The organism is Mesorhizobium sp. B2-8-1 (assembly GCF_006440955.1).
GTDB lineage: Bacteria > Pseudomonadota > Alphaproteobacteria > Rhizobiales > Rhizobiaceae > Mesorhizobium.
The window spans coordinates 233590-255212 of record NZ_VFTX01000002.1 but is presented as its reverse complement, the minus strand read 5'-3'; the positions used below and the strand labels follow the sequence as shown (position 1 = coordinate 255212).

The 21623-nt window shown below is 64.9% G+C and carries 16 protein-coding genes; 11 read left to right on the top strand and 5 right to left on the bottom strand.

Translation table 11 applies throughout. From position 1 onward, the window contains the following. The first annotated feature begins 203 nt into the window (after nt 1-203). Together FJ428_RS05500 and FJ428_RS05495 are read left to right on the top strand one after the other, a co-directional pair. On the top strand, nt 204-2336 hold the full coding sequence (locus FJ428_RS05500; protein ID WP_140879050.1) for an exopolysaccharide transport family protein: 2133 nt from the start codon (nt 204-206) through the stop codon (nt 2334-2336). 1 nt (nt 2337) lies between these two features. Continuing rightward, nucleotides 2338-3708, top strand: a complete 1371-nt coding sequence (locus FJ428_RS05495) for a VpsF family polysaccharide biosynthesis protein (protein WP_210239746.1) — start codon at nt 2338-2340, stop codon at nt 3706-3708. Between the two features lie 111 nt (nt 3709-3819). On the opposite strand, the gene FJ428_RS05490 is transcribed toward FJ428_RS05495, so the two are convergent. After that, nucleotides 3820-4710, bottom strand: a complete 891-nt coding sequence (locus FJ428_RS05490) for a LysR family transcriptional regulator (protein ID WP_140879049.1) — start codon at nt 4708-4710, stop codon at nt 3820-3822. A gap of 103 nt (nt 4711-4813) precedes the next feature. Here FJ428_RS05490 and FJ428_RS05485 point away from each other — a divergent pair, with 103 nt between their 5' ends. Next, on the top strand, nt 4814-5683 hold the full coding sequence (locus FJ428_RS05485; protein ID WP_140879048.1) for an NmrA/HSCARG family protein: 870 nt from the start codon (nt 4814-4816) through the stop codon (nt 5681-5683). Nucleotides 5684-5716: 33 nt separating this feature from the next. On the opposite strand, the gene FJ428_RS05480 is transcribed toward FJ428_RS05485, so the two are convergent. Beyond that, nucleotides 5717-6976 (bottom strand): cellulase family glycosylhydrolase, encoded by a 1260-nt coding sequence (locus FJ428_RS05480; RefSeq protein WP_140879047.1) that lies wholly within the window; start codon nt 6974-6976, stop codon nt 5717-5719. After that, nucleotides 6973-8133: a DUF1972 domain-containing protein gene (locus FJ428_RS05475; protein ID WP_140879046.1), complete on the bottom strand. Its 1161-nt coding sequence runs from the start codon at nt 8131-8133 to the stop codon at nt 6973-6975. The genes FJ428_RS05480 and FJ428_RS05475 overlap by 4 nt, the downstream gene beginning before the upstream one ends. 295 nt (nt 8134-8428) lie before the next feature. On the opposite strand from FJ428_RS05475, the gene FJ428_RS05470 reads away from it, so the two are divergent. The 4 genes from FJ428_RS05470 (at nt 8429) to FJ428_RS05455 (ending at nt 13429) form a co-directional block, all read left to right on the top strand. Next, nucleotides 8429-9598: a glycosyltransferase family 4 protein gene (locus FJ428_RS05470; RefSeq protein ID WP_140622894.1), complete on the top strand. Its 1170-nt coding sequence runs from the start codon at nt 8429-8431 to the stop codon at nt 9596-9598. Continuing rightward, on the top strand, nt 9595-10896 hold the full coding sequence (locus FJ428_RS05465) for a hypothetical protein (RefSeq protein ID WP_181167221.1): 1302 nt from the start codon (nt 9595-9597) through the stop codon (nt 10894-10896). The genes FJ428_RS05470 and FJ428_RS05465 overlap by 4 nt, the downstream gene beginning before the upstream one ends. Before the next feature lie 480 nt (nt 10897-11376). Then, entirely contained in the window at nt 11377-12588 is a 1212-nt protein-coding gene (locus FJ428_RS05460; RefSeq protein ID WP_140759690.1) for a GNAT family N-acetyltransferase, read from the top strand. Nucleotides 12589-12610: 22 nt separating this feature from the next. After that, the gene (locus FJ428_RS05455; protein WP_140759693.1) at nt 12611-13429 is read left to right on the top strand and encodes a class I SAM-dependent methyltransferase; all 819 of its coding nucleotides are present in this window, start codon (nt 12611-12613) and stop codon (nt 13427-13429) included. Nucleotides 13430-13441: 12 nt separating this feature from the next. Here FJ428_RS05455 and FJ428_RS05450 read toward each other — a convergent pair whose 3' ends face one another. Together FJ428_RS05450 and FJ428_RS05445 are read right to left on the bottom strand one after the other, a co-directional pair. Beyond that, entirely contained in the window at nt 13442-14629 is a 1188-nt protein-coding gene (locus FJ428_RS05450) for an ATP-grasp domain-containing protein (RefSeq protein ID WP_140582519.1), read from the bottom strand. Nucleotides 14630-14736: 107 nt separating this feature from the next. Next, a complete protein-coding gene (locus FJ428_RS05445) occupies nt 14737-16002 on the bottom strand; it encodes an NAD(P)/FAD-dependent oxidoreductase (protein ID WP_140759696.1) in 1266 nt (421 codons plus the stop codon). Between the two features lie 341 nt (nt 16003-16343). Between FJ428_RS05445 and FJ428_RS05440 the strand changes: the two genes are divergently transcribed. The 4 genes from FJ428_RS05440 (at nt 16344) to FJ428_RS05425 (ending at nt 21424) form a co-directional block, all read left to right on the top strand. Further along, on the top strand, nt 16344-16568 hold the full coding sequence (locus FJ428_RS05440; protein ID WP_140499061.1) for a hypothetical protein: 225 nt from the start codon (nt 16344-16346) through the stop codon (nt 16566-16568). A 120-nt stretch (nt 16569-16688) separates the two neighbouring features. Continuing rightward, entirely contained in the window at nt 16689-19175 is a 2487-nt protein-coding gene (ligD, locus tag FJ428_RS05435) for a DNA ligase D (protein ID WP_140879045.1), read from the top strand. A 222-nt stretch (nt 19176-19397) separates the two neighbouring features. Beyond that, nucleotides 19398-20306 carry a Ku protein gene (locus tag FJ428_RS05430; RefSeq protein WP_140879044.1) on the top strand — a complete coding sequence of 303 codons (909 nt, stop codon included), beginning with the start codon at nt 19398-19400 and terminating at the stop codon, nt 20304-20306. Beyond that, the gene (locus FJ428_RS05425) at nt 20303-21424 is read left to right on the top strand and encodes a tetratricopeptide repeat protein (RefSeq protein WP_140879043.1); all 1122 of its coding nucleotides are present in this window, start codon (nt 20303-20305) and stop codon (nt 21422-21424) included. Before FJ428_RS05430 ends, FJ428_RS05425 begins: the two co-directional genes overlap by 4 nt. Nucleotides 21425-21623: the final 199 nt, after the last annotated feature.

Sequence of the window (21623 nt, the reverse complement as noted above, 5' to 3'; positions counted from 1 at the left end):
GACGGATGAAGCTTTGCCCCATTCGATGTCGTTTCCCCGTTGCCTGCGCCGTTCCAACACCCGTGCCTCTTCTAGGCAAACTCCGTGCCAAAAATCACAAGAGCTCTCAATATAATTAACAGTGTTTTAACAGTTGGAAGCATAGCTAAGACAAAGCCGCAATTTTATCTTTGCAGGCGCATGGAGTGTTGTCGGAGCGACCCTTGCAATCATCCCTGCTCTCGTTGCCGCAACAATACGCTCCGGAGGCGATGCAATACGCGCCCGAAGCGGTGCCGTCGGCGCCCTCCTACCCGGCCTCGACCGTCGAGCTGGGCGACGTGAAGCGCATACTGGTGCGCCGCCGTTTCCTCATCTTTGCCATCACCGCGCTGCTGACCCTCGGCGCATTGCTCTATGGGCTTATGACGCCGGCGCTCTACAGCTCGGCGGCGGAAATCATCATCGACCCGCAAGACCTGCAGGTGGTCAGCAACGACGTCAATCCGAGCCAGGTGCCGCCCGACGGCGGCATAACCCGTGTGGAAAGCCAGGTCAGCGTCGTCCAGTCGACGGGGGTGCTGCTCAGGGCCATCAAGGCGACCAACCTGACCGAGGACCCTGAATTCAACGGGCAGGGCATGCTGGGACGCTTACTCGGCGGATTGCTGGGTTCGGAGTCGGGCGAAGCCGACAAGACGGCCAAGACACTCGATGCGTTGCGCGCACGCCTGGCGGTGCGGCGAGCGGACAAAGTGCTGGTCATCGAGGTGATCATCACCACGAAGAATGCCGAGAAGTCGGCGATGCTGGCCAATGCGATCGCGCAGGCCTATTTGGCGGATCAGGCGAGCTCACGCGCGCGGATGGCCAAGGACGCTTCGGACGCCATCGCCGCGCGGCTGGATGAGCAACGCAAGCGCGTCCAGCAGGCCGAGAATGCCGTCGAGGCCTACAGGTCCGCCAACAACATGGTGATGGCGGCGGGCAATCTGGTCAGCGACCAGGAACTGACCGAGCTGAATACGCAGCTTTCGGCGGCGCAAAGCCGCACTGCGGCGCTGAAGGCGCAGGTCGACCAGTTGCGCAGGTCGGGCGGGGCGCCGGACGCGACCTCGGAAGCGATGCGCTCCTCGGTGATTTCGAGCCTCAGGGCGCAGGAGGCGACGCTTGTCGACAAGGTATCGCAGTTCGGCACGGAACTTGGGCCACGCCATCCCTCGATGATCGCGGCGCAGCAGCAGCTGCGCGACACGCGTGCGCTGATCGGGCGAGAGCTCGGCCGCATCGGAGCGGCTGCCGAGACCGACTACGAGCGAGCGCTGGCCAACCAGCAGGCGCTGGAGGCCAAGGTCGCCGGCATGAAGACCAAGTCGCTCGATACGGACCAGGCTTCGGTCAAGCTGCGCGAGTTGCAGCGCGATCTCGAGGCCGTTCGCTCCGTCTATGCCAACTATCTGCAGCGTGTGCAGGAGACGCGCGAGCAGATCAACGTCGACAGCACCAATGCGCGGATCATCTCCAGCGCCATGCCGGCCCTGAAGAAGAGCTGGCCGCCGCTGTCGCTGCTTGTCCTGGGCGCGCTCTTCGGCGGCCTGGGGCTCGGCACCGGCCTGGCGCTGATCGCGGAATATTCCTCGCCCACGGTGCTTTCCAGCGCGCAGATGCAATCGGCCATCGACGCGCCGGTGCTTGGCGTGGTGCCGGCAAAATCGGGCAACACCCGTCGCTGGTGGCCTTTCGGCGGCACGGCCGCCGCGGCGAGCCAGAAGACGGACGCGGTTGTGGGGCTGGCGCTGAGGCGCATGTTCTCGTCGGGCCGGCGCCCGCCGGACTGGCCGCTGGTGCCGTCCATACTGGTGACGTCGCCGCCCGAGGACGCCGCGCATCGCGGCAGGGTGGCGCGCTTGCTGGCCAATGCCGCGGCCGCCCGGGGCGGCCGTATCCTGTTCATCGATACCAATGCCGGCGGCGGCCAGAAAGATCAGCAGCCGGGCGTACTCGACGTGCTGCGCGGCGAATACGGCATCGAGGCGTTGAGCCAGTATACGCCCGGCAGCAATGTCGCGCTTTTGGGCAGGGGCCGGTCAAAGGCCGTCTTCCAGGAAGCGCAGGGCGTCTATTTTGCCCAGCAGATGTTGGCCCAGGCGGGCCGCAACTTCGAACTCGTCGTCATCGATGGCGGCGCGCTGGCCGACAACCTCAATGCCTCGCCGCTGGTAGCGATGGCCGACGAAATCCTGCTCGTCGCCACGCTGAACTCGACGCCGATGCGCGATGTCGCGGCGGCCTCGCAGGCCATTTCCGTCATGGGGCGGTTGCCGACCGGCGCCTTGCTGGTCGACGAGGCGGCCTGACATGGCCGCCGTCCGGCCCGCCAGCCCGGCAGCCGGCTGGGCCGCGCCGGGTCAAGCCGCCGCCGCATCCCGCGCCGGCAATTCCATCGACTGGGTGACCCGCTTCGGCCTGGTCGTCACGGTGGCGGTGCTGTTCGCCGTTTCCGGCGGCATGCTATGGCTGGTGGGCTACAATTACGACGGCCTGCTCGGCAGTCCGGCCACCAAGATCCATCCGTCGACCTATCTCCTGGTGCTGGTGTTTGCCTGGCGTTCATGCACGTTCGGCAATCCGGTCGGCTATATGGCTGCCGTTGCCGACCGGCGGCCGGCCAGCGCGCTGATGGCGGTCATCTCGGTCGTACTCCTGGTGGTGGTCGTCGTCAGGCATCGCCCGGGCATGGCGGGCATGGTCGATACGTTCGTGACGGCGGCGCTGCTGGTGCTGATGCTGGCCGAGGACGACGACCGGACCTTCGCGCGGCTGCAGACGGTCGTTCACGCGGTGATGTCGGCGAATGCGGTGCTGGCGCTGTTCGAGTTCGCGACCAAGACGCTGGTGTTTCCCTACCGGCTCGACGGCGAGGTGTTCACGGACCTGCGCTCGACCGCGCTTCAGGGCCATCCGCTGGCCAATGCCACGATCACCGCGGTCTATGTGCTGGCGCTGCTCTCCGGCTCACGGTCGCTGTCGATGCCGCTGCGGCTTTCGCTGATCGGCCTGCAAACCGCGGCGCTGGTCGCCTTCGGCGGACGTTCGGCGATGGTGATCACGCTCGCGCTCGGCGGCATCTATCTGCTTTTCAGGGGCGTGGCCTATCTGCGGCATGGACGCGTCAGCCTGCTGGGCGCGGCCCTTGCGGTCCTGCTCGCCACGCTGCTGCCGGTGGCGGTCGCCCTTCTCTTTTCCTACGGCTTCTTCGACGCGCTGCTGGAGCGCTTCGTTTCCGACAGCGGCAGCGCCAATGCCCGCGTCGAAATGTTCGACCTCTTCAAGAATCTGGGGCTGGGCGACCTGATCGTGGGGCCTGATATCGATCTGATCGAAAGCATGCGCCGCATCAACGGCCTGGAACAAGGCATCGAGAACCCGATCATACGCATGGTGCTCTATCAGGGCGCCTTCTTTACCCTGCTGATGCTGTTCGGCTTCGTGCTGTTCATGCACGAGGTGGCACGCCGCTGCCATCCCGGCATCTGGCTGCCCATGCTGGGCTGGCTGATCCTGCTCAACACCTCCGAGACCCTCGCCTCCAAGACGACGCTGTTGACCAAATTCGTGGTGCTGGCGCTGGTGCTGTACCGGCCGGCGCGGGCCGTGGCGCGGCAAGAGGCGCAAGCAGTGCGCGCAATTGGAGACGACCGGCGAAGAGCGCAGCCTCTCCGCCGTTAGCGGCTGATCCCCTGTGTTTCGCAAAGACGGATCGCATGTGACATGGGGCTCAGCCATGACGCCGGGAAAGCGCTTCTTAGGACTTTCCACGCCCGAAAGCGGGCACGGTCGTCACCTGCCAATATAGGCAGCCAGTTCGTCGGGCGTCCCGTTTGGGAAGGCCTGTTTTAGAAAGTCCATGAACGCCGACACTCGCGCGCTGAGCAGCCGTCGAGAGGGGTAGAGCGTCCATAGAGCGATCTCGGGGCCGTCGATCTCCCCCCAACTTACCAGTGTGCCGTCAGCCAGGTCGTGGCTCACCAACGAAATGGGAAGACGTGCCGCACCGACGCCGGCCCGCACCGCGTCCCGGACCATGATGAGCGTCGACAAGGCGACGACCGGCTCGATCCTGATCGTTGACCGGCCGCCTTGTGTCTTCACGTGCAATGTCTGCAGATCGCCTGCCCCGCGCGCAACGCCAGGAGCGGCGAGTCCACCGGTCGGGCGAGGAAGGTCGGGGCGAGCCACCACGACCAGGCGATCGCGCAGAAACGCCCGTCCGACCAGGCTTTCGTCGGGATCCGGATTGACCCGGATCACAAGGTCATAGCCTTCCTCGATCATGTCCACGGCCCGGTCCTCGGTCGTGACCTCCAGCCTCACCTCCGGATATTTGAGGGCGAAACCCGCAGCGATCCTTCCCATCGCGGTCTGAGAAAAATGCAAAGGCGCGCTGATCCGCAGCTTCCCCTTCGGTCTCTGACCGCCCGAGGCAATCGCCGAAGCGGTCTCGTCGAGTTCGGCGAGCAACGCTCCCGTCCGCTCGAAGAGCGCCCGTCCTTCTTCGGTGAGCTTGAGGTTACGCGCACCCCGTTCAAACAGGCGCAGATCAAGACTGCTTTCCAGTTCGCCAACGCGCCGGGACAGGGTTGCCTTGGGCCGGCCGGTGGCCCTTGCCGCTTTGCCGAAGCCGCCATGACGGGCAACGAGATTGAAATCGGCGAGGGCAAGGAGGTCCATGTGTGTTCCACCAGTGAGACGACGTGTCTAAAATTTCCGCCTGTTGGGCTATTAGTGAGCCACACATATTGGAGCTGTCAAGCAATCCAACAGGAGAAATTTCATGACCATTCTCGTTACCGGCGCCACGGGCAACATTGGCCGCCAAGTCGTCGAACATCTCGTCAAGCGCGACGCAGATGTGCGTGCTCTCGTCCGCGATCCGTCGAAAGCCAACTTCCCGGCAGGCGTCTCCGTCGTGCAAGGCGACTTTCTCGATGTCGATTCGCTGCGGAAAGCCATGTCCGGAGTCTCTACTCTGTTCCTCTTGAACGCCGTGGTACCGGACGAATTCACCCAAGCTTTGGTCGCGCTCAACGTCGCCCGATCTGCCGGCATCGAGCGGATCGTCTATCTGTCTGTGGTCCACGCTGACGTCTATGTGAACGTACCCCATTTCGCGGGCAAGTTCGGCGTCGAGCGGATGATCGAGGAGATGGACTTCAAGGCTACGATCTTGCGCCCGGCCTACTTCATCCAGAACGATCTGATGATCGAAGACGTCATCACCGGCTACGGCACCTACCCAATGCCGATCGGCGCCAAAGGGCTCGCCATGATCGACGTGCGTGATATCGCCGAGATCGCCGCCCTCGAGCTGCTGCGCCGCGAACAGTCCGCGGAGCCGCTTGTGCTCGACCGGATCAACCTCGTCGGCCCGGAGACACTGACCGGGACGAATATCGCCGCAATCTGGTCAGAGGTGCTTGGCCGCCCGATCAACTACGGCGGCGACAATACCGAAGGCTTCGAGCAAAATCTCAAGCAACTCTTGCCCGCCTGGATGGCCTACGACATGCGCCTGATGGGCGAGCGGTTCTTGACCAACGGGATGCTGCCTGAGGCCGGCGACGTCGAGCGCCTGACTGCCTTGCTCGGACGCCCACTGCGCCCATATCGCGACTTCGCCTCGGCGATCGCTGCCTCCGCTTGACGGAAGCAAGGACAAGCAACGGGGATAGGCCGTCTAGCCCGGCATCTCCAGCCCAAGCGCCTCGATCATCGCCGGGTCCAGGGCGCGCGTGGTGTCGTCCATCATGCCCATGCCGTCGAAGAGGGCCCAGAAGGCCCAGGCAAAGCCGAACGACTCTGCGCTTTGCCTGACGTCGGCGATGTAGCGGGCGCGGTCGGGATCGGGCGCGGCGACATAGCGGGCGTCGGTGCGCAGCGCGCCGAACTCGCCCATGATGATGCGTTCGGGCGCGATGTCATGGCTATCCGCCCAATCGCGCGCCTGGCTAAGGTATTTGTCGATGAACCAGCGGCCGGGCTGGGCGTCAAAATAGACCTTCAGCACGCGCTCGGTTTCCGCGTAGGCGGCTTTCTTGTCCGCTTCGGAGATTTCGGCGCTCTCGGCCATGCGCGCCCGCACCGAAGCCAGCGTCGCCTCGAGCGAACCGGCCGAGGCGGGCCACGGCACGTTGTTGAGCGAACGGTAGACGGGTTCGCTCATCCACGGCGCGCCCTGGTGGCTGAACAGGTAGGGCTCGTAGAAGTGGAAGGTGAACAGGATCGGTTCGAAGGGCGAGAGCGGCGCCGGATCGAGCGCGGTCAGCCCGCTCACCATGGAGCCGCAGCCACCGGTCACGACCAGCGGCAGGGTAACGGACGATGCCCTGGCTTCGGTCAGGAGCGCGAACTGGACCTGCGACCAGACGTTGGACTCGCAGGATTGCTGCGGCTCGTTGACCGGCTCCAGCGCGACCTTGCCCGATGGAAACCGCGCCAGCCGGCCGGCAAGCTCGCCGATCAGCGTCCGATAGAGATCGAAGGCGGGCGCGGCAGTGCTGGAGACCATCCGGTCCGGATTCCAATAGTGGGTCGCGCTATTGGCCTGCACGTTGACGATGATGCCGAGGTCGGCGTCGAGGGCGGCGGTGACGGCCCGATCGAGCATCGCCAGCAAACGGCCGCGCGTGCCGGCATCGCCGGCCAGGAACGGGCCGGGATCGACCGGCAGGCGGATGAAATCGAGACCCGTCGCGCGCAGCCTGCGCAGATCGGCCGCCGTCGGGACCGGCCGCTGCTGGAATGGAGGCCAGTCGTAGTCGGTACGGGGTGCGGGGAATTCGCGCGTCAGCGAAAACCAGGGGAAGGCGTTGACGCCGCGCCGGAAGCGCCATTCGCCGGTGGCGGCCAGGCTGGACGACACGGGAGAAAGCGGCGCGAACAACGCCGCCGTGGACAGCGCCGCTCCGAGAACCCGCCGGCGCGACCACGTCGTCATGCGTGCGAGGGATGGTCGACCGGAACGGCCTCGCCGGCGACGACGCCGAGCAGCCGGAAGGCTTCATTCTCATAGGCCAGCAGCACGTCTTCCCAGCGGAAGGCTTCGCGGGCGCGCGCCCTGGCGGCCTCACCGCAACTCTCGACCAGGGCGTCGTCTTCGATGGCCCGATCGATCCGGCCGGCGCAAGTGCCGGTATCGGTGAAATAGAGGGCGGCGGCGCCCGCGGTCCACCTGTTGTAGGGATTGTCGTGGGCGATCACCATGTTGCCGGCCGCCAGCGCCTCGACCAATGACGGGTTAGTGCCGCCGACCGTGTGGCCATGCATATAGGCGCGCGCGTGGTACCGCAGCGCCTTCACGGTCGCCTGGTCATAGATGGCCCCGGGCAGGACCACCGAGCCGTTCGCGGCCTTGCGGATGGCGGCGTGATAGGGGATTTCATCCGAGAGCGTTCCAAGCACCACCAGCTTCATGTCGCGCTTTTTGCTGCAAAAGGCTTCGACGATCGGCAGGATGTTGTTGTCGGGCTCGATGCGCGCGATCGAGATCAGGTACTTTCCAGGTTCGAGCCCGAGCGCCCTGACCGGTGCCTCCGGCGCCGTCGTCACCGGATCGCCGCCATAGGGGATGGTGACGATCGCGCTGCGCGGCCGGCGTGTCGCTAAATGATCGGCGATGACAGGATGATCGGCGACGAGGCGATGCGAGGTCCAGGCGCCGATCCATTCGTTGAGCCAGAACCAGCTTCGCGCCGACAGGCCCCATTTGGGGCGGCGCCATTCGACGCCGTCCATGTTGGTCATGATCTTGCGCCGCATCAGCCTGAGCCAGGTCAGGAAAAGCGCGCCATTGTAACCCAGCACGAGGCACACGCCCGGCCGCCGCACGGCATCGCGCACGCATTGCCAGTCGAATTCCAGCGTCGCGCGCGGACCTTTCGAGGCGACCTGGATGTGGATGAGTTCGATGCCGCGCCAGGTTTCGCTGCGCACCCTGTGCTCGACACGCTCGACTTCGTCCTGGCAGTAAACGCCGACCCTCCAGCCGCGTCCGGCGAGGAAAAGCGCCAGCTTCTCGGCGAAGGTTTCAAAACCGCCATGGGCCGCGGGTATGCCGCGCGTTCCCAGGATCAGGATGGAGGGCTTTGATGTCATGGCCGACGGGACTTTCCGGAATGTTCATTGCACCAGAACCCACCCTGCGACTTCCAGCCGGGCAAGAGTGGGAGCAACTGTCGCAGAACGTCGTAAAAAATTCTTACCAAACGCCGGAGTTGTTTCATTATCGGTCAACTTTCCGGGCGTATCTGTACCGGAACGAGGCGTTGCCGGGGTTTCCTCGGCCAAACGGCCTGGGAAAGCGGACCGGGCATGATCCTTGCTCCTGGACTTCGGCAGCCATCCGCCTCGCGCGATGCTGGATGGGGTATGAACCTGGCGGGATATTAAGATGCGGATTGCCTGCGTTCATCAGGGCTACGAACTCTATGGCTCCGACCGAAGCTTCGCGGAAAGCGTCGCAGCCTTGCGCGCCGCGTTTCCGTCCGCCGACATCGAAGTCGTGCTACCGCGCAGCGGGCCGATCGTGCAGATCCTCGAACCGCATGCCAGCCGGATCGTCTTCGAGCCGCTCTGGGTGTTGCGGCGCCAAGCCATCCTGCGCCTCGCGACCGTCGAGATGGCGCGCCTGCCGCTGGCCCTATGGCGGGCATGGCGACGTCTGAGGCAATGCGATCTGGTCTATGTCAACACCTCGATCGTGGCCGACTATGCGCTGGCCGCCCGCCTGCTGCCTCACAAGGCTGTCCTGCATATCCACGAGATCCCCGAAGGTTTCATGCGCACGATCCTGGTCGCCTTGATGCGCTGGAGCCATGCCGACCTGATCTTCAATTCACGCGCCACGCGCGCCGCTTTCGGCATTGCCGGACGTTCACGCACGCATGTGGTCTATAATGGCGTTGCCGGCCCGCCTGCGGTCGAGCCGATGCACTATGACGGCAGCCGGCCGTTGCGGGTGCTGCTGCTCGGCCGCATCAACAGGATCAAGGGCCAGGAGGTGCTGCTCGAGGCGGTCGCCTCGATGCCGCCGGAATTGCGCTCGCGCATCGAAGTGCGGCTGGTGGGCGGCGCTTTCGAAAGCACCGAGCGCGAACTGGCCTTGGCCGAGCTGGTGAACACCATGGGATTGGCCGATCGCGTCAGCGTGCTGCCGTTCATACCGGACCCCTCGCAACACTACCACTGGGCCGACATCGTCACCGTTCCGTCGCGGCGCCCGGAATCGCTGGGCCGCGTCGCCATCGAGGCGATGGCCTATGGTCGGCCGCCACTGGTATCGGCGATCGGCGGGCTGGTCGAGGTGGTCAGCGACGGGGAGACCGGCTGGCATGTTCCGCCGAACAACGCCGCCGCCCTTGCCGCGAAATTGCAGGCCATCATCCTGCGGCCCGAGGCCTGGCGCGGTTTTGTTGCTGCCGGCCGCGCGCGCTACGAGACAGTCTTCAGCGAACCGGTCGCAGCGGCCGCGATCGCGGCGATCGCCGCCGACAAGCTGAAAGTGACGATGGCGAGGCCGGGCAGGCCGGCAACCGCCCGCCAGGCCGAGACCCGGCCGTGAAATTCCCGGTCCATCTGGTGCGACGCCTCGTGCTGATGGTCGGCGGCGAGGCGATGCAGAGCGGCTTTCACTTTGCCCTCAACATCGCGCTGCTGCACATGCTGTCGGCGCAAGGTTACGGTCTCTTCGCCATCGGCATGGTGATGGGCGGCGTCGGCCTGTCGTACATCCGATCGCTCACCGCCGTCCCCGCCTCGATATGGATGGGCAAGAGCACCAACAGCGCCGGCGTCGATGCCCATGACGTGGCCTTCGGAACAGCGGCGCTTGTGGTGTCGCTGCTGATGGCGGGCAGCACGGCGATCCTGATGCATCTGCTGGGCGATCCGAGCGGCATCGCCGCCGGCTGCTTCGTCGGCGCATGGTCGCTGCGCAGCCACATGCGCACGGCACTGTTCGCTCGGCGCCAGCAGGTGATCGTCTCCATCAGCGACGCCGCTTTCACGATTACCGGCATCATCCTGACCGGACTGACAATGTGGTTGGCGAAGGACGCGCTGCAAACCGTTTTTTATGCGCTTGCGGCCGCAAATCTGCTCGGCATCGTCGTCCTGGTTCGGCTGGCGCGCCGCACACCTCGCATCAGCTTCCGCATGCCGACGCGCCGCCGCTATACAAGGCTCTGGCCGCAGCTGCGCTGGTCGGCGTTCAGCGCGACCACCACGAACATCCAGGGTCAATGCCTGGCCCTGCTGGTCGCGGGCATTGCCGGACCCGCCGCTTACGCGCCGCTGGCGGCGGTCCTCGTGCTGTTTGCCCCACTGCGCATCATCAGCCTTGCTCTCTTCAACATGACGCAGCCGGAGCTGGCGAAGCTGATGCGCAATAACGAAACAAGCCGTGTCTGGGCGCAAGCGAAGATCTGGTCGCTGGTCATGGGGATCGGTGGCCTCGTCTATGGATGTGCCATCCTATTCGTCCTGCCGATGATAAAATCCCAGGCCCTCCAGGATGCCTCGGTCGGATTCATCGGACTTTTCGTGATCGCGAATTTCATCCCGGTCATGCTTTATGTCATGCCTCGCATCATCCTTGAGATCCTCGGCGATTTCCGGACCGTCGCGTTCATCACGACCGGTGGCGCAATAATCGGGCTGACGCTGATCGCAATCCTGCTGGCAATCGCGCCTCCGCCGTGGTCGCTGTTGGGTTCCGCGGTCTCCGAAATCTTCGTCCTTGCGGCGTCATGGTATTTCGCGCGTCACCGCATATGGAACATCGAGCACCCGGACCAGCAGCGCGACAGCTGGTTGGGCGGGTGGCGGCGGTCGGTCCCGTTCGCCCCGGTAAAACGGTAGCAGAGACCGGTGGCAGGCGAGGCAGTGAGGGTGTAACGGACGCACGCGGCGGGAAGGCCCCGTTTGTCGTCGGCGTGGTCTCACGAATGGCCCCGACGTGGCACGACCGATCGGTGCAATTTCTGATTGTCCATCAACGCACCGTTCATGCTTTGATGCTAGCGATCGACCTGAGCGCAAGTGCCCAACGTCTCACCGGGCCTCATGGCAGGTCGACGAGCTGGGCACGCGGGCAAAGGTTCGACTAGTTCGGCCATCGGCCGGTAGGCGAAAGCAACGAACATAATGGCGCCAAAGGTCTGGTCCTGACCGAACTTTGCCGCGGTTTAGGATGCGTGGGTATCGCAAGCGCTGCCATTGGTCCGCAACCATGGCTTTCGTGCGCTCCAACGCACGGCTGCCCGGGGCGGTCCTGAGTTGGCGGGGTTTACACTGCTTGCGTGGACGATGTTTATGGCCGGCCGGGAGGACAGGAGAAGCATGTGGCAAGCCACGGGAACGGCTCCCAAGACGGATCTATCCGACGGGTTATTGTCCCCGACTGCCGCCAGCGCCGGTACAGCCGCGCGCTTCAAAGCCCGGCTGCACACCAGCCTCGACACTGTAAAGCCGCTCTGGCTGCGATTTCAGGCCGATGGCGTGTGCACCGCGCATCAGCATTATGCGTGGGTCGAGGGGATCGCCAAACGGCTGATGCCCAAAGGCGCGGAACTGCTTGTCGTCGAGGTCAAGGACGCCGCCACGGGCGCGCCGGTCATGCTTTTGCCGCTGATGCGGCGCCGGGCGCTGGGCCACTCCCTGATCGAATGGTTGAGCTGCGGCGTCTGCGATTATTCGGCACCGCTGCTGGCGGATGACAGGGCATGGACCAGGCAAGGCGCCGACGCCGCATGGGCGGCAGTCCGCGCCGTGCTGCCACCGGCGGATCGCATCCATATCTTGGGAATCCCGCAACAGATCCAACGAGTCGCCAATCCTCTGGCGCTGCTTTCGGCGGCGCACGATTCTCTCCAGATCACCTCCGGCCTTGTCCTGCACGGCGAACCGGAAACGCTCATCAAGCGCATCTGCAGGCCCTCCTTCGCCAAGAGCTTTCACAAGCATTGCCGCCGCCTCGAAAAGCTCGGTGGCCTGAGCCTGGTCGAGGCCGACACGCCGGCGCTTACGGAAACGCTCTTTGACACGCTCCTTGAACTGCGACTGAAGCGGTTTCGCGAGCTCGGCCGTTTCGACCTCTTGACGCAGGAACCCGTCGTCGACTTCTACCGAGTTGCCGCGCTGCATGGCCTTTCCGACGGCTCGGTGCGCATCTTCGGATTGCGCGGAGGGGAAGCCTGGCTCGCCGTCATCTATGTGCTGGTCAGGAAAGGCACGCTGCATACCCTGTTGCTCGGGATCGACCAGAATGCCGTTGCCCCGCCGGGACTGACGACATTTGGCAAGCTAATGATGTGGGGGGGCGGGCACGGGTTCGACTATTTCGACCTTTCGGTCGGCAGCCAGGGTTATAAGGAGCACATCGGCGCCACCAGTTCGGTGCTGGCCGAACTGTGCCAGTCGATGACACTGCGGGGATGGGGCGCTACCGCCTACATTTCGCTGCGCTGCCGGATCGAGCTTTTCATTCGCTCCAAACCGCGGCTGCTCAAGGCGGGCCAAGGCCTGGTGCGCGGCCTGCGCCGCTTGCGCTGACAGGCAACCGAGCCGATCCGCAATGAACCGTGAAACGCACAGCATCAATTTGCAGGACCGCTCGAGGGGACGCATCGCAAGGGCGCTGCGGTTCGTCCGGCAGCAAGGAATCCTCGAACCGTTCCGGCTCGTCCGGCGGCATGGCCTCGGTGACAGCGGCCGCTTCGTCGCACGCAACATCCGCCATCTCGTTGCCGACCGGCTGGCGCGCCAGTGGGATCGCGACAATGGCGTCGATACGGCGGGTTCGATCCGGCTCGACGCGCTCGATGTCGTCGGACCGCACCGGGACCAGGGCAATGAATGTGTCTGCACGTCGCCCAGATCCTTCGCCTTCATCATGGACAGGCTGACGGACGATCTTGCAGACTACACCTTCATCGATATCGGTTCGGGCAAGTCGCGCACGCTCCTGCTGGCCTCGCACTACCCGTTCGCCGCGATTGTCGGTGTGGAGTTCGCGCGGGAGCTCGTCGCAATCGCCCGGCGCAACATCGAGCGATACAAGAGCCCGGCCCAGAAATGCCGCCAGATTGCAGTTATCGAAGCGGATGCCGCGACGTATGAGTTCCCGCCGACGCCGCTGCTGGTCTATTTCTACAATCCCTTTTCCAGGGACGTGTTCGAAATCGTGCTGGGCAATCTCATGTCGTCGCTGGAACGGCACCCGCGGCCCTGCCTCGTCGTTTACGGCAGTTCGAGCCACAGGGCCATCGAATGGGCGAAGCCCGCCATCCGCGATGCCGGGTCTTTCCAGCAACGCGTGACGCCGCCCATGCCGCGTTTCCTCGACGCGGTGCGGACCATCGATTACGCGATCTTCGACTACCGGCCATCATAAAGGGCGATTTTGTCAGGGCCGGCGGCCGGCCGGGTTCAGCAGCCGTTTCGTCAGCACCCGCCATGCCGTCAGCGGCAGTTCGATCAGCCCCGGCAGCAGATCGTTTGAGGCGAACGCCGCCCAGGATCGAACCGTCGCGAAGGAGTTGACATAGGCCGCGATGCCAAGCCTGCCGCCCAGCATCAGCGTCACGGATGAAACAGCGTCGCGGGCCAGATACATCCATGCCGTTCCCGGGCGAGCGGTAGCGGCTGCGGTGGCCCGGCCGTTCACTGTCTCCCACAGCATCGCGCCCAGGTCGACGCCGGCAGGCGCGCAAAGTCCGAACCACGACCAGGGGCGCGGATTGACGTCGAGAAGCTTGAGCGTGCCGTCGCGACAATCGTGCTTGAATTCGACCTCGACCAGGCCGCTATGGCCGATCGACGACAGCAATGTGCGCGCGGCAGCGACGGCGCGGGGCTCGTCGACGATCTCGACGAAGGTGCTGGTATAGCCGAAGTCGACCGGATACTGCCGCGAGCGGCGCGCGGTGAACTCCGCGATCGGCTTGCCCTCGTTCCAGAGCGCGGCGTAAGAGAATTGGCTTTCTCCCCCGCCCGGCACGCGCTCCTGCACGACGACGTTTTGGCCGCCGACCTGTTCGGCCGCGTCGCGATAGGCGGCAAGAAACGAGGCCCTGTCGTCGGCCTGGACGACCTTGGCCCTGGCGATGCGGGTGTTGCCGCCGCCCATGTGAGGCTTGAGAACGACCGGAAAAACCATGTCCAGGGATGAGGCCTGCGCCATGGATGCGATGTCATAGGTCCTTGGAATGGACAGCCGCAACTCGGTTGCCCGCCTGTAGAGGAGAGGCTTGTCGCAGACCCACTGCAACGCATCCCAGGAAGGCAGCAAGATCTTATAGATCGCCGACAGGGCGGCGAGGTTTTCCGAGACCAGGCGAACCTCTGGATCGGCGGCCGGGATCAGGAGGCATCCCTCCAGCCGGTGTTTAGGCGCCGCTTCCAGCAGAAACGGCAGTGCCCGCTCATCGTTTGGGCCGGGCCAGCGGATGGTGGCTCCGACAAATCGCGACCAGCCCGGCAGCGGCGAATCATTGGTGATGTAGGTGAGGGGCACTTTTTGCGCGCCGAGGCTGCGCGCCAGGGCAAGCGTGCCGTGCGCGCCCCCAAGAAACACTGCGCCTGACGTCGCCAAGCCTACATCCTCACATGCTGTCCGGCACGGCCGGTTGCCCAGCTCTTCCGCTTTGACAGGCGAGAGCCCCGCCTGATCGCGCTGATACATGGCGGGGCCCGCGATGCTCAACGCGGCTTCGGGCCGGCGGGAACCGAGGCTTCGCCCAGTCTCACGGTGGAGCGCCGTGCGTTCTGCCCCTTGCTTCTGGCAGTGCGTATGAAACGGGTGACGACCTGCGCCGCATACGGGGTGGCGGCGGTGAAACGCATCAACGGGCCAAAACTCGCGACCGCGCTGGCGCCGACAAAATGCAGGCCGGGAATGTTCGATTCCAGTCCCGTGGAAAGGACAGGCGATCCGTCACGGCAGGCTATCGCATCGAGGAAATCGGGGGCGAAGAGCCCGAGCTTGCCGATGTCTATGCGATAGCCGGTCGCGAGAAGGACGTGATCGTAAGCGGTCGAGCCGTTCTCGAACCGCAAGTCTAGTCCGGAGTTGCTGGCGGAGGCGCCGACGATCACGCGGCCGGCCTTGACCTTGATGCCGCCGAAGTCCGGCAGCAGCCAGCCCGACGCGCCGGCCCTGAGGCCACGCGCATTGACCCAGCGTCGCGCCGCCGCCGGCAAACCATGCACGAGACCCGGCGCCTCGATCAGCCAGGACAACGGGAAGGGGCCGACGCGCGAGGGCGACGCCAGGAGTTCCTCGGCGGCGCCTAGCACATTGCGGCCCCGGCTGCTGGACGGCGCGCCCAGCCAATGAATGTCGCCTCGGCAGACGAGTTCGACGTCGGCTCCCGCCTTTCTCAGCAGGACGGCGGATTCGCAGGCGCTTTGTCCGCGCCCGACGACGGCGACATGCTTGCCGGCAAAGGCTTCGAATCCGGTGTGCGCGCTGGTATGGCTGACCAATTCGGAGGGCAGGCCGGTGAAGGCGGCGGGCACCAGTTCCTGGTTCTTCAGGCCCATGGCGACGACGACGCGGCCGGCGCGAACCGCATCGCCATCGGCAAGGATCAGCCGGAATCCCGCATTGGTCCGTTCGACAAGGCTCACCATGCGCGTGTCGAGATCCGGAATCGCCTGAGCCTGAACCCACATTCCATAGTCGACGAAATCTTGCCGCAGCAATGGCTCGCGCAATTCGACGCGCTGGCCGCTGGCGTAGGAATCGAGGGACAGCGAGCCGTTCGGGTTGCCGATAAAGGTTGCGCGCCAGGGCGAGCGAAGCCGCATGCCCCGAGGCATGTTCTCGCGCCAAAAGCCCATCGGGCTGCCAAAGGCAAGCACGTCTACATCAGCTGCCCTGAGCGCCGTGGCGACGCCAAGTCCGAAAGGCCCGGCGCCGACAACAGCCACTTCACAGTCATTGCTTCGCACGGAAGCGGTCATGAACCTTGTTCTCCTGGATGGCCGCGCCATCCCCGCGCCGCTCTGACGCATTGGCGCCGCGGCCGGAGCCCGCCTATTCCTAGGCGCGCCGAGGTTAACAATGCGGAAAGCAGAAGCGCCGAGCCGCCTCGGCGCATATGCCAAACAAGATGTCATACTGTTCCAGCCCACAGGTTCGCGGACATAATCGAGCCGATGCCGTCGGCTATGCTTGCGTCTTGCAGGGAAGCCGCCGCGGCGAGGAAATTGACACCCGCGCCGCTCTCCGCCATCCTTGACGCCAGTCGCCGGACCGCGAAGCGCGGTCGAGTTCCGTGTCAGGGCGACCGAGGGCGAAGCGCATGTCCAGTGCCGTGAACAGCCAGAACTCCAAGCGTGCCGCGGTGCGCAAGGCGCTCGACCGCCACAAGGTCTACATCACCGCGCAGAGTTTTTCAGGCGGCACCTATAGGGCGCGCGTGCTGGTCGATGGCGAGGCCTACTGGGTCGACGAATTCCGCTTGAGCCAGCTGCGGCAGGGCCTGTCGCCCGCTGAGCTCGAACTGACGCCGGCGGCCGACGATTGAGCGTGGTGACTGGTTGGCAGCGACGTTTCGGCTAGTCACCCTGATACATGCCGCATCGGACCGTTCGAGCAGGCATGGCGCTCTGTTGTTGCAATTGGCTGGCTTGCGACGGTCGATGCCATGACGACGCCCTCCAAGCTCAAACCTTACCGCGCCAAACGCGAATTCTCGAAGACGCCGGAACCGGCGGGTGGGTTGATCGCCGAGGAGGGCAACCGCTTCGTCGTCCACAAGCACCATGCCACGGCGGACCACTACGATCTGCGCCTGGAGGTCGGCGGCGTGCTGAAGAGCTGGGCGGTGCCGCGCGGACCCTCGCTCAATCCGGCCGACAAAAGGCTGGCGGTCGAGACCGAGGACCATCCGCTCGAATATATCGACTTCGAGGGCGTCATTCCCGAAGGCGAGTATGGCGGCGGGCCGATGATCGTCTGGGACACGGGCAGCTGGGCGCCGATGGACGATGTCGAGAAGAGCTTGCGCACCGGCGCCTTCAAGTTCCGGCTGGCCGGGAAAAAGCTCAATGGCGGCTGGATGTTGACCAGGCTGAAGCCGAAGCCCGGCGAAGAGGAGGGCAAGAAGAATTGGCTTCTGTTCAAGGAGCGCGATCTCGCTTCCAATCCCACGCTCGACATCCTCGAAGAGCGGCCGGAGAGCGTGAAATCCGGCCGCCGTATCGAGGAGCTGGTGGCGCCGCCGCCGGCCAAGGCTGCGCCAAGGCCCGGTACGCTGAAGCCCGGCGCCTTGCCCGGCGCGGTCAAGACCTCGCCCGCCGCCCGCATAGAGCCGCAACTGGCGACACAGGTGCCGAAACCGCCGGGCGGTGACGATCCTGGCGACCGCACCGGCGAGTCCTGGCTGCACGAGATCAAGTTCGACGGCTACCGCACCATGGCGCATCTGACAGGTGGCGAGGTCAGGCTGATCACCCGCGGCGGCATCGACTGGACCAAGCGTTATGGCGATCTGCCGCATGCCTTCGCCAAGCTGCCGTGCCGGGAGGCCATCATCGACGGCGAGATCGTCGTGCTCGACGGCAAGGGCATTTCCCGCTTCGCGCTTCTGCAGGACGCGCTGGCGGAGGGCGCCGGCAGCAAGCTGCATTTCTACGCCTTCGATCTCCTGCATCTCGACGGCTGGGATTTGCGCAAGGCGCCGCTGGAAAGGCGCAAGGCGCTGCTGGCCGAACTGCTCGCCGGCCTGCGCGCCAACTCCGCGATCCAGTACAGCGATCACGTGGGCGGCGACGGGCAGGGGCTTTACGACCAGGCCTCGGAGCTTGGCCTGGAAGGCGTCGTCTCCAAGCGCGCAACCGCGACTTACCAGAGCGGCCGCACGAAGAGCTGGACCAAGACCAAGGCGCTGCAAACCGGCGATTTTGTCATCGCCGGCTACACGGTTTCGGATGCAGCCGAGGGGCTGGCGGCGCTTGGCCTTGCCGAATTCGAGGACGGCGAGCTTCACTATCGCGGCAAGGTCGGCACCGGCTTCGACGCCGAGACCGCGGCCGATCTTCTGGCCCGGCTGGAGCCGCTCACATCAGGCGCCATGGCGCCCGAAGGCGCGCCGCGCGAAATCATGCGCGAGATGCATTGGGTGAAGCCGCTGTTTTCAGCCCATATCCATTACGCCAACCGCACGGCGGACAATGCTCTGCGCCATGCGGTGTTTCGCGGCCTCAGGGATGTCGGCCTCTCGACGCCGGTTTCGGCCAAGCGCAAGCGGCTGATCGCGGAGGCTGACCTCGCCACGATCTGGGTAACCAACCCGACCAGGCGCCTGTTCGGCAAGACCGGGCCCACCAAGCTCGACATCGCCGTCTACTACGCGCTGGTCGGGGATTTCATGCTGCCGCATATTCTAGGGCGTCCAGTGTCGCTGGTGCGCTGCCCGACCGGCCTGCCGAAGGACTGCTTCTTCCAGCGCCATGCCTTCACCGGCATGCCGCCTTCGGTTGCCACCTTCGAGGCGACCAATTCCGAGGGTGAGACCAAATCCTACCTCTCGGTCGAGGGCGCAAAGGGCTATCTGGCGCTGGCGCAGTTCGGCGTGGTCGAGTTCCACACCTGGGGTACGCATCGCACCAGCCTCGACAGGCCCGACCAGATCGTCTTCGATCTCGATCCGGGCGAAGGGATCTCCTGGCGCGAAGTGGTGGAGGCCGCCGTGCACATCAAGGGCGAACTGGAGGAGCTGGGGCTGGTGCCCTTCGCCAAAACCTCGGGCGGCAAGGGCATCCATATCACCGTTCCGGTGACCGCCAGGCAAAACTGGAAGACGCTGCACCAGGCGACCAGCGCTATTTCCGCGCATCTGGCGGCAAGCGCGCCGGACACCTTCACCACCACAATGGGCAAGGACAACCGCAAGAAGCGCATCTTCATCGACTATCACCGCAACGCGCGCGGCCACACCTCCGCCGCACCCTATTCGCTGCGCGCCCGCACCAACCTGCCGGCCTCGACACCGGTGAGCTGGGCGGATCTGGAGACGATCGACGCGCCGCAGGACCTGAACTATGCGTCGCTGCCGGGACTCTTGGAAACGTCGGGCGATCCGTGGGCTGAGATCGACGAGTTTGCTCGGGATTTGCCTACGTTCAAATAGATTGGTTTCCTCCCCGCTTCGCGAGGGCGAAGAACCCCAAGTCCATCGACGCTTTTGACAATTTGAATTATTCTCTACTCGCGGCCCTTCCGGCGTCCTAAAACATTTCGTCAGGATTTGTCGGTAAGGTGCGGGGTCGGTGTAGGATTTGCGCAGCCTTGTTCGTCCTTCGGACGAAAGCGCTGCGAAAAGTTTCAGTGCATGGCCGCGTAGGAGTTCATCATGGCGCCCAGGGCAAGTTGGAAAGGCTACCTCAAGCTCAGTCTGGTGAGCTGTCCGGTGCGGCTATACCCCGCCACCAGCGCCAGCGAGCGCATCTCGTTCAACCAGTTGCACAAGAAGACCCACAACCGCATCAACATGAAGCCGGTCGATCCGGAACTCGGATTGGTCGAGCGTTCGGACCTGGTCAAGGGCTACGAGTACGAGGACAAGCAGTACATCATCATCGACGATAGCGACCTCGAGGCGGTGCGCATCGAATCCAACCACACGATGAACATCGAGGCCTTCGTCGACGAGGACGAGGTCGACGTCATCTACCAGGACGCGCCCTATTACATGGCGCCGGACGGCGCGATGGCGGAGGAGACTTTCGCCGTGCTGCGCGAAGCCATGCGCAAATCCGGCAAGCTGGCGATCGCCCGGCTGGTCCTGTCCAGCCGCGAGCGCGTGGTGACGATCGGCGCGCGCGAAAACGGCATGTTCGTGTGTACGTTGAGGAACCCGAACGAAGTGCGCGGCACGGCTGAATATTTCGGCAACATCCCTGCGGGCAACCCGGATCCTGAAATGCTGCAACTGGCCGAAGCGCTGATCAAGCAGAAGGAAACCACCTTCGATCCGAAGAACTACGAGGATCGCTACGAGATCGCGCTGATGGCGATGATCCGCGAGAAGCTGAAGGGCCACAAGCCCATCATCGCGGCGGCACCCGAGCGCGGCAACGTCATCAATTTGATGGATGCGCTGAAGGCGAGCCTGTCGCAGTCGCAGTCGAAGCCGCCGGCCAAGTCGAAGAGCAAGGCCGACGAGAAGCCCGCCGCCAAGGCCAAGGCGGCCGCGGGCGGCGCTGCTGAGAATCCGCTGAAAGCCAACCTGCTGAAGGCGGTCGGCAAGAGCAAGAAGTGACGGCATCAGCCGGCGCCATATTCGGCACGATCGGTGCGCTGGCGGCCTTTCCGCTCAGGCTCGCGGCGCGCGAGGTCGCGCGCCAGCATGGCGAACTCAGGCGCGGTGTCGTCCGGCGCACCACGCATGTCGTGTTCGGTCGCGGTCTGCTGGTCAAGGCTGGGCTGGTCAAAACCGGGCTCACGAAGACCGGCGATGCCGAGATCGAACGCCGCGTCGCCGCCGAGCGCGGCGCCGGGCGTGCATTGCTCAGCGAGAACGGTTTTCTGCGCCTGCTCGGACTGATGAAGGCGCCTGAGGCCTCCTCCCTGTCGCGGCAATCGCTGATCGATCAGTCGCGACTGTCCGGCGCCGACCTCGATCTCCTGTCGCTGTTCGATGCCTTCGAACATGACGCGGAACCCTATTCCTTCCGCGACCTGATCCTGGCGCGCAAATATGCCGGGCTGGTCGCCGGTGGCGCGACATGGGGCGCCATCGCGCGCTCGGTGCATCGTTCCGGCCCGGTGGCTTCGCTCACCGCCAAGTCGCTCGCGGTCGGCTCGGCATCCGGACGGCCCGATACGATCTATCTGGATGGCGGCGAGAGCGAGCTCGACGGGCAATTGCTGTTCGATCTCGGCGCCTCCGACGACAATCCGCTGGAAGAGCTGTTCGCCGAGGCCGAAGCGGCGGAGGAGGGCGGCGACCATGATGGTGCCGCCGCGCTCTACCAGCGCTGCCTTGCCATCGATCCAGGCGACGCGATCGCCGCCTTCAACCGCGCCAACTGCCTGCGCGCCGGCGGCCACGCGGCGGAAGCGGCCCACGACTATGCCCGCGCGATCAAACTCGATCCGGCTTTCGTCGAGGCCTGGTTCAATCTCGCCGGGCTGATGAGCGAGGAGGGCAAGACGGCGTCGGCGCGAAGGCACTTGCGAAAGGCGATCGCACTCGACGGCAATTACGCCGATCCGGTTTTCAATCTCGCCCGGCTCGAATTCGACGCCGGCGAACTGCTCGAGGCGCGGCGGCTCTGGGCGCGCTATCTGGAACTCGATGCCGAGTCCGAATGGGCCGGCGTTGCGGCCAGGGGCGTGCAGTTCGTGGACATGCAGCTGGCGAAATCGGCGGGGTAAAGCTCTTTCCTTCTCCCGTTTTGGGAGAAGGTGGATCGGCGCGCAGCGCCGAGACGGTTGAGGGGTGCGTGTCGGAATGAGGCGTTTGCGTTTCCTGGAACACCCGTCATCCGGCCGAGCTTCGCGAGACCACCCCCGGGGCGAGCCAACGGTCTCGCCCGCCCTTCGGGTCCCACAAGGGGAGAAGGGGTCACCAACG

Excerpts from the sequence above, each read along its gene's own strand:
- FJ428_RS05485 (WP_140879048.1), top strand. The coding sequence starts at position 4,814 with ATGACCATTCTCGTTACCGGCGCCACGGGCAACATTGGCCGCCAAGTC.
- FJ428_RS05430 (WP_140879044.1), top strand. The coding sequence starts at position 19,398 with ATGGCGCCCAGGGCAAGTTGGAAAGGCTACCTCAAGCTCAGTCTGGTG.
- FJ428_RS05470 (WP_140622894.1), top strand. The coding sequence starts at position 8,429 with ATGCGGATTGCCTGCGTTCATCAGGGCTACGAACTCTATGGCTCCGAC.
- FJ428_RS05440 (WP_140499061.1), top strand. The coding sequence starts at position 16,344 with ATGTCCAGTGCCGTGAACAGCCAGAACTCCAAGCGTGCCGCGGTGCGC.
- FJ428_RS05480 (WP_140879047.1), bottom strand. The coding sequence starts at position 6,976 with ATGACGACGTGGTCGCGCCGGCGGGTTCTCGGAGCGGCGCTGTCCACG.
- ligD (WP_140879045.1), top strand. The coding sequence starts at position 16,689 with ATGACGACGCCCTCCAAGCTCAAACCTTACCGCGCCAAACGCGAATTC.
- FJ428_RS05495 (WP_210239746.1), top strand. The coding sequence starts at position 2,338 with ATGGCCGCCGTCCGGCCCGCCAGCCCGGCAGCCGGCTGGGCCGCGCCG.
- FJ428_RS05475 (WP_140879046.1), bottom strand. The coding sequence starts at position 8,133 with ATGACATCAAAGCCCTCCATCCTGATCCTGGGAACGCGCGGCATACCC.
- FJ428_RS05460 (WP_140759690.1), top strand. The coding sequence starts at position 11,377 with ATGTGGCAAGCCACGGGAACGGCTCCCAAGACGGATCTATCCGACGGG.
- FJ428_RS05455 (WP_140759693.1), top strand. The coding sequence starts at position 12,611 with ATGAACCGTGAAACGCACAGCATCAATTTGCAGGACCGCTCGAGGGGA.
- FJ428_RS05445 (WP_140759696.1), bottom strand. The coding sequence starts at position 16,002 with ATGACCGCTTCCGTGCGAAGCAATGACTGTGAAGTGGCTGTTGTCGGC.
- FJ428_RS05490 (WP_140879049.1), bottom strand. The coding sequence starts at position 4,710 with ATGGACCTCCTTGCCCTCGCCGATTTCAATCTCGTTGCCCGTCATGGC.